This is a genomic window from Kribbella sp. NPDC026596 (assembly GCF_040638415.1).
Lineage (GTDB): Bacteria > Actinomycetota > Actinomycetes > Propionibacteriales > Kribbellaceae > Kribbella.
Genome location: NZ_JBEZYF010000050.1, coordinates 60,670 through 67,563, shown reverse-complemented (window position 1 = coordinate 67,563; position 6,894 = coordinate 60,670). Strand labels below are relative to the sequence as shown.

At 68.0% G+C, this 6,894-nt stretch carries 7 protein-coding genes; 4 read left to right on the top strand and 3 right to left on the bottom strand.

Features of this window, described 5'->3' with window-relative positions; translation table 11 throughout:
* Nucleotides 1-114: 114 nt before the first annotated feature.
* Nucleotides 115-456 carry an MmcQ/YjbR family DNA-binding protein gene (locus tag AB0E63_RS32345; RefSeq protein ID WP_360374659.1) on the top strand — a complete coding sequence of 114 codons (342 nt, stop codon included), beginning with the start codon at nucleotides 115-117 and terminating at the stop codon, nucleotides 454-456.
* Here the strand turns inward: AB0E63_RS32345 and AB0E63_RS32340 are convergent.
* Complete coding sequence (locus tag AB0E63_RS32340; protein WP_360374657.1) at nucleotides 453-1,016, bottom strand: GNAT family N-acetyltransferase; 564 nt, start codon at nucleotides 1,014-1,016, stop codon at nucleotides 453-455. The genes AB0E63_RS32345 and AB0E63_RS32340 overlap by 4 nt on opposite strands.
* A 234-nt stretch (nucleotides 1,017-1,250) precedes the next feature.
* Between AB0E63_RS32340 and groL the strand changes: the two genes are divergently transcribed.
* Complete coding sequence (groL, locus tag AB0E63_RS32335) at nucleotides 1,251-2,876, top strand: chaperonin GroEL (protein ID WP_360374655.1); 1,626 nt, start codon at nucleotides 1,251-1,253, stop codon at nucleotides 2,874-2,876.
* A gap of 71 nt (nucleotides 2,877-2,947) precedes the next feature.
* Here the strand turns inward: groL and AB0E63_RS32330 are convergent, their stop codons facing one another.
* The gene (locus AB0E63_RS32330) at nucleotides 2,948-3,916 is read right to left on the bottom strand and encodes a glycoside hydrolase family 6 protein (RefSeq protein ID WP_360374654.1); all 969 of its coding nucleotides are present in this window, start codon (nucleotides 3,914-3,916) and stop codon (nucleotides 2,948-2,950) included.
* Between the two features lie 238 nt (nucleotides 3,917-4,154).
* On the opposite strand from AB0E63_RS32330, the gene AB0E63_RS32325 reads away from it, so the two are divergent.
* Nucleotides 4,155-5,087, top strand: a complete 933-nt coding sequence (locus tag AB0E63_RS32325; RefSeq protein ID WP_360374652.1) for a GNAT family N-acetyltransferase — start codon at nucleotides 4,155-4,157, stop codon at nucleotides 5,085-5,087.
* A 124-nt stretch (nucleotides 5,088-5,211) separates the two neighbouring features.
* On the top strand, nucleotides 5,212-5,688 hold the full coding sequence (locus AB0E63_RS32320) for a hypothetical protein (RefSeq protein ID WP_360374650.1): 477 nt from the start codon (nucleotides 5,212-5,214) through the stop codon (nucleotides 5,686-5,688).
* On the opposite strand, the gene AB0E63_RS32315 is transcribed toward AB0E63_RS32320, so the two are convergent.
* Entirely contained in the window at nucleotides 5,672-6,862 is a 1,191-nt protein-coding gene (locus tag AB0E63_RS32315; protein WP_360374649.1) for an epoxide hydrolase family protein, read from the bottom strand. The genes AB0E63_RS32320 and AB0E63_RS32315 overlap by 17 nt on opposite strands.
* Nucleotides 6,863-6,894 lie beyond the last annotated feature (32 nt).

Here is a 6,894-nt window from a genome sequence, read left to right as displayed (position 1 = left end):
CCGCGAACGACCACTCAGCACTCAGGAATCACCAAAGCGTTCCAGTCGGTGGTTCGGCCGCCCGCAAGGCACACACCTAACCTAAATGTCGGTGGGGGCGCTTACCTTCGGGGGATGGACGTCGACGTGCTGCAGAAGGTCGTGTTGGGGCTGCCGGGCGTGGAGGAGCATGAGGGGTGGGCGGGGCAGCCGGTGTTCAAGGTGAAGAACAAGAGCTTCGCCTATATGTCGGAGGACGAGACCAGGCTGCAACTGAAGGCGCTACGCGAGGAGCAGGAGGCGCTGGTGGCCGAGGACCCGGAGGTGTACTCACCGTCCTGGGCAGGCGGCCGGTTCGCCTGGGTCGGCGTGGACATCGTCGCGGCCGACGACCAGGAGCTGCGCGAACTGGTCACCGAGGCCTGGCGCCTGACCGCCCCGAAGTACCTGATCGCCCAGCTCGGCGCGGAGCTCTAGTCGAGGCTGAGCCGCACGAGGACCCACTGAGGGCTGGTGCGGCTGACTTCCTTGAAGCCGACGTCCAGGAACACGGACAGCGGGCCGCGGTAGAGGTCGGCCGAGGGGGTGCGCCCGGCGAGGGCCGTGTCGACCGCACAGCCCTCGACGGTCTGAGCGCCGTACTTGCGGGCCAGGTCGATGGCGCCGGCGGCGAGCTCGCCCGCGATGCCCTTGCGCCGGTGTCCGACCGGTACGACGAAGCAGGTGATCACCCATGAGTCGGGATGGTCGGTGCGCCAGTTCGGTGACGCGACGACCCGCGGGTACGCCGTACGTGGGCCGACGGCACACCAGCCGATCGGAGTGTCACCCTCGTACGCCAGGACGCCGGGTGGGCGCTCGCCCTCGCACACCTGGGCACGCAGGGCGTCCCGGTTGCTCGCGGGGGTAGCGTCGGACCAGGCGCGGCCGCGGAGGCGGAAGTACTGGCATAGGCAGCGCCCCGGATCGCCGCGTTCGCCCATCACCGCGGCCACGTCCGTCCAGGCGTCCGGACCGGCCTCGCGCAGCGTCACCATGGGTTCACCGTAGCGGGGGTCTGGCTTGCACTCGCTTGGGGCGAGTGCTAATACTTGGTTAGCACTCCAAGGGTGAGAGTGATAAGACTCCCTGCCCGCGGGTGTGTCAGAAGACGGCCTCGATGAGGTGCTGGAGGCGTGGCGGGACATGACCGTCGCGGCGCCGGCGCCGTCCGTCGCGGGCATCCCGGCCGGCTGAACCACAATGACTCGACGCGGGAGGACTCGCGGAGAATGCCCAAGCTGATTGCTTTCAATGAAGAGGCGCGCCGTGGCCTCGAGCGGGGTATGAACACCCTCGCCGACGCCGTCAAGGTGACGCTTGGCCCGAAGGGCCGCAACGTCGTCCTGGAGAAGAAGTGGGGCGCCCCCACGATCACCAACGACGGTGTCTCCATCGCCAAGGAGATCGAGCTCGAGGACCCGTACGAGAAGATCGGGGCCGAGCTCGTCAAGGAAGTTGCCAAGAAGACCGACGATGTCGCGGGTGACGGTACGACCACCGCCACCGTGCTCGCCCAGGCTCTCGTCCGCGAGGGTCTGCGCAACGTCGCGGCCGGCGCCAACCCGATGGGCCTGAAGAAGGGCATCGAGAAGGCGACCGAGGCCATCAGCGAGCAGCTGCTGTCGCTGGCCAAGGACGTCGAGACCCGGGAGCAGATCGCGTCGACGGCGTCGATCTCTGCCGCGGACAACCAGGTCGGCCAGATCATCGCCGAGGCGATGGACAAGGTCGGCAAGGAAGGCGTCATCACCGTCGAGGAGAGCAACACCTTCGGCCTCGAGCTCGAGCTCACCGAGGGTATGCGCTTCGACAAGGGCTACATCTCGCCGTACTTCGTGACCGACACCGAGCGGATGGAAGCGGTCCTCGACGACCCCTACATCCTGATCGTGAACAGCAAGATCTCGAGCATCAAGGACCTGGTCCCGGTGCTGGAGAAGGTCATGCAGACCGGCAAGTCGCTGGCCATCCTCGCCGAGGACATCGAGGGCGAGGCGCTGGCGACCCTGGTCGTCAACAAGATCAAGGGCACCTTCAAGGCCGTCGCCGTCAAGGCGCCGGGCTTCGGTGACCGCCGCAAGGCCATGCTGGTCGACATCGCCGTCCTCACCGGCGGCGAGGTGATCTCCGAGGAGGTCGGCCTCAAGCTCGACACCGTCGACCTGGAGCTGCTCGGCCGGGCCCGCAAGATCGTCGTCACCAAGGACGAGACGACCATCGTCGAGGGCGAGGGTGACGCGGACCAGATTTCGGGCCGGGTGAACCAGATTCGCGCCGAGATCGAGAAGTCGGACTCCGACTACGACCGCGAGAAGCTGCAGGAGCGGCTGGCCAAGCTGGCCGGTGGCGTTGCGGTGATCAAGGTCGGCGCGGCCACCGAGGTCGAGCTGAAGGAGCGCAAGCACCGCATCGAGGACGCCGTTCGCAACGCGAAGGCGGCCGTCGAGGAGGGCATCGTTGCCGGTGGCGGCGTGGCTCTGCTGCAGGCGAGCGTGCTGGCGTTCGAGAAGCTGGACCTCGAGGGTGACGAGGCCACCGGTGCCGCCATCGTGCGGTCCGCGGTCGAGGCGCCGTTGAAGCAGATCGCCGTGAACGCCGGCCTCGAGGGTGGCGTCGTGGTGGAGAAGGTTCGCAACCTCGAGCCGGGCTGGGGCCTCAACGCCGCGACCGGTGAGTATGTCGACCTGATCGCCACCGGCATCATCGACCCGGCCAAGGTGACGCGCTCTGCGCTGCAGAACGCGGCGTCCATCGCGGCCCTGTTCCTCACCACCGAGGCCGTCATCGCCGACAAGCCGGAGAAGGCCTCGGCCGCTCCGGGTGGCGCGCCTGACATGGGCGGCATGGACTTCTGATCCACTGAAGTTCAGCAGTACAGAGCAGTACAAAGAGCGGTCCCGGGTCCCAGCCCGGGACCGCTTTGCGTTCACCTGCCGGTGATGAGGTGGTTGGCCAGCAAGGGGGAGAAGGTGCCGGCGGGGATGTCTGGGCCGAGGCCGCAGGTGCCGTCGGAGTCGCCGGGGACTTTGAGCCACGCCACGAGGTCGACGCCGGCGGCCTGGGAGGGCTTGGTGGCGACCTGGGTGGAGACGCCGAGCTTGCGGCCGGCCGGGTTGCACCACTGGTTGCTGGACCCGTTGCCGTTCCGGCTGGTGTCGATGACGAACTGACCGGTGCCACCGAGCGCGGCCCGGATCGCTTTGCCCTTCGTGACCGACTGCTCCGTGGTGTAGAAGTTCGAGGTGTTCAGCGCGAACCCGCGCAGCTTGCCGACGTCGACCAGCCGCAGCCGCCGCGCCATCTCCTTCGCCTCGATCCAGGTCGCGTTACCGCCGTCCATGTAGGCCCAGGTGTTCCGGTTCCGCAGTGCGAACTGGTTGGCGGCGTACTTCAGTAACGCGATCCGCGTCGGGCGCTCGTTCTCCGGCAGGCAGTCGAGCTGCGCCAGCGCGTCCGGTTCGATCACCACGATCGCGGGCCGGCTGCCGATCCCCGCGGCGAACGCGGCGATCCACTGCTGGTACGCCGCCGGCGACCCCGCACCACCGCCGGAATGACCATCGCAGTCGCGGCCCGGGATGTTGTACGCGACCAGGATCGGCAACTTGTCGGCCTGGTCGGCGGCGGTCGTGTACGCCGTGACCGCCTTCGTGATGTCACCACTCCAGGCGCCGAACCACCGGGCTCCCGGCTGGTCCGCGATCTTCGCCTTGATCTCGGTCTCGCCCGGATGTTGCTTCACATACCGCGCGGGGTTGGAATCCGGATCGACGTAGAAGCCGCTGGTCAGCTCGAGCGGATTGCCGGTCGCGACGGCCAGCCCAGGTGAGGGCCGGCCGCCGACGATCAGTCCGACGGCAAGCAGGCCGGTCAGGGCCGTGCGGAGCATCGACATCGTGAATGAGTCCTTCCGTCCAGGGCGGGATGGTCACTCAACGTGTTGACGACGTTACCTCCCGGGTGTGAATAACGGTTGGACTATGACCCCGGGCAGGACCTAGAGTCTGGCGCGGCGAGAACGATCCGGAGCGGAAGGAGCGACCGATGAACACACTGACTTGTTTCCCGGCGCGACCGATCCGCTCGCACAGCTCGCACTGAGCGGAGCAGCCGCGCCTCCTGTTGGAGGATTTGTGACCATCCGCACCACCGTCGAGGCTGACCTCGACACAATCCTTTCCCTGATCGAGCAGAAGTCGGTCAACACCGTCACGCTCGACCGCTTCCGCGAGTACCAGGCCAAGGGCTACTACCGCAACGACTGGACCTTGGTCGTCGAAACCGACGGCAAGATCCAGGCCCTGGCCATCTGGTGGGGCATGCCCAACGGCGACCAGCCGTACAGCATCGACGGCCTGTACTACGTCGGCGACGGCGACCCGGTCCCGGTCTGGACAGCGCTCATCGAGCACACCATCGCGTCCCGCCCGGCCGATGCCGAGCCGCCGGAGTACCACTCCTTCCTGGACAGCGACTGGCAGGACAACCCGGACGTGGTCGCCGCACTCGAGCCGCGTCGGCAGGCGGCCGCGGCCGCGGGGCTGACCCAGATCACCGACCGGCTGCGGTACGAGTGGAAGCCGGCGTACGGCCTCCCACCGCGGTCCACGCGGCTGCGGTTCGAGCCGGCCGACGACGAGGCGTTCGTAGACGTCTTCAGCCAGGTCAGCCAAGGCAGCCTGGACGCCGGCACGGCGCGGGAGATCGCGCGGCTCGGGGTTGAGGGCGCGGCCCGCGAGGAGCTGGACATCTACAAGTCGATGCCGGGCGACCGGGCTTGGTGGCGGCTCGCGTACGACGCCGACGGGAAGCTGATCGGGTTCGCGATCCCGTCGGCCAACGCCGGCGGGCCGGTGGTCGGGTACCTGGGCGTCCTGCCCGAGCACCGCGGACACCGGTACATCGACGACCTGCTGGCCGAGATCACCCACATGCTCGCGGAGACCGGCGCCGAGCAGATCAGGGCCGACACCGACTTCGGCAACGTGCCGATGGCGAAGAGCTTCGAACGCCAGGGGTATCGGAACTTCGCAGTCCGCCGGGTGCTGTCCTTCCCGGAGAGCTGAGCACCTCCCTCGGCGTGCCCAAGTGGGCGCGCCGAGGGGGAGACTGTAGCTGCTTCGACCCTTATGCTCCCTGACATGTCAGAGTGCTCCGGGGGGAGCGGGGAGTGCGGGGAGAGGACCGGCGATGCGTGACATCGCGCTGATCCTGCATGTGGTGGCAGGAATCCTGGCGGTGGTGTTCGGGCCGCTGGCGATCGTCATGACCTTGCATCGGCGCGGGCTGAACTGGGCCGGCGAGGTCTACCACTGGGCCATCGCGCTGGTCTGCCTGACCGCTCTGGTGATGGTCCCGTACGACTGGGCGCGGCTGTGGTTCTTCTGGCCGATCACGATCGCGTCGTACCTGTTCGTGTATCTGGGCCAGCGGGCCGCGGAAGCGCCCGGTGGTCTGTGGTACCGCGGCGTCCTGCGCGGGTACGGCGGGGGCTGGATCGCCTTGTGGACAGCGATTGCGATCGTCAGCCTGCCGCATCAGCCGTGGGCGTGGGCGGTCCCGATCGTGGTCGGGTCGACCGTGATCGAATGGCTCTGCTTCAGGCCGTCGCCGAGCTGGACGCATGAGCCCCAGCCCGGCAACGGAGGTCCTACCGCAGTGGCTTGAAGAAGGTTCGCAGGTCGCCGGTGAGCAGCTCCGGCACCTCCATCGCGGCGAAGTGACCGCCGCGGTCGTACTCCTTCCAGTGGCTCATCTTCCCGGCCGGGTCCGCGATACTGCGGATCGCGGTCTCGGCGCCGAAGACGGCGACACCGGTGGGCGGCCCGCTGACTTGCTGGTCTCCCCAGCCTTCGCCGTCGCTCTGGTGCGCGAGCATCGCCTTCCAGGCCTGGACGCCGTCGTACACCGAGTGTGCCGTCGACGCACCGGAGCCGGTGAACCAGTAGAGGCTGACGTTGGTGAGCAACTGGTCGCGGTCGACCGCCTCCTCGGGCAGCTTGTGGATCGGGTCGGTCCACTCCGCGAACTTCTCCACGATCCAGGCCAACTGCCCGATCGGCGAGTCGTTGAGTGAGTACGCCAGCGTCTGCGGCCGCGTCGCCTGCAGGAAGAAGTACCCGAAGCCGTCATCGAGCGACTTGTTGAACCGCTCCGCCCGGGCCCGATCCGACTCAGACAACCCCTCCAGCGGAATCGGGTCCCCGAACGGCGCCCCGGCACTCACCCCTGCCAGATGTACGCCGACCACGTGAGCCGGATCCACCATCGGCAGCATCCCCGCGACACCGGATCCCGCGTCCGTACCGTGCGCGGCGTACCGCTCGTACCCGAGCCGGTTCATCAACTCGGCCCACATCTGCGCGACCCCGAACAGGTTGAACCCGTTCGGCCCGAGCGGCGTGGAGAACCCGTACCCAGGCAGCGACGGTACGACGACGTGGAACGCGTCGGCCGCGTCACCGCCGTACGCGACCGGATCGGTCAGCCGCCCGATCACCTGCTGGAACTCCACCGGCGACCCCGGCCACCCGTGCGTCAGGATCAGCGGGAGCGCATCCGGCGACGCCGACCGCTGGTGGAAGAAATGGATCCGCTGACCGTTGATCTCGGTCATGAACTGCGGGATCTCGTTCAGCGCGGCCTCCGCGGCCCGCCAGTCGTAGCTGTCGGCCCAGTACCCGGCCAAGTCGCGCAGGTAGGAGACCGGAACGCCGCGGCTCCAGTCGTCCACGGCCGGCGTGGCCGGCCAGCGCGCACCGGCCAGCCGGGCCTTGAGGTCGTCCACCTCCGCCTGCGGGATCTCGATCCGGAAGGGCCTGATGTCCGTGTTCGTTGTCATGTCTTCACGGTAGGAACTATTGCGGCGAGCTT

Excerpts from the sequence above, each read along its gene's own strand:
- AB0E63_RS32345 (WP_360374659.1), top strand. The coding sequence starts at position 115 with ATGGACGTCGACGTGCTGCAGAAGGTCGTGTTGGGGCTGCCGGGCGTG.
- AB0E63_RS32340 (WP_360374657.1), bottom strand. The coding sequence starts at position 1,016 with ATGGTGACGCTGCGCGAGGCCGGTCCGGACGCCTGGACGGACGTGGCC.
- groL (WP_360374655.1), top strand. The coding sequence starts at position 1,251 with ATGCCCAAGCTGATTGCTTTCAATGAAGAGGCGCGCCGTGGCCTCGAG.
- AB0E63_RS32330 (WP_360374654.1), bottom strand. The coding sequence starts at position 3,916 with ATGTCGATGCTCCGCACGGCCCTGACCGGCCTGCTTGCCGTCGGACTG.
- AB0E63_RS32320 (WP_360374650.1), top strand. The coding sequence starts at position 5,212 with ATGCGTGACATCGCGCTGATCCTGCATGTGGTGGCAGGAATCCTGGCG.
- AB0E63_RS32315 (WP_360374649.1), bottom strand. The coding sequence starts at position 6,862 with ATGACAACGAACACGGACATCAGGCCCTTCCGGATCGAGATCCCGCAG.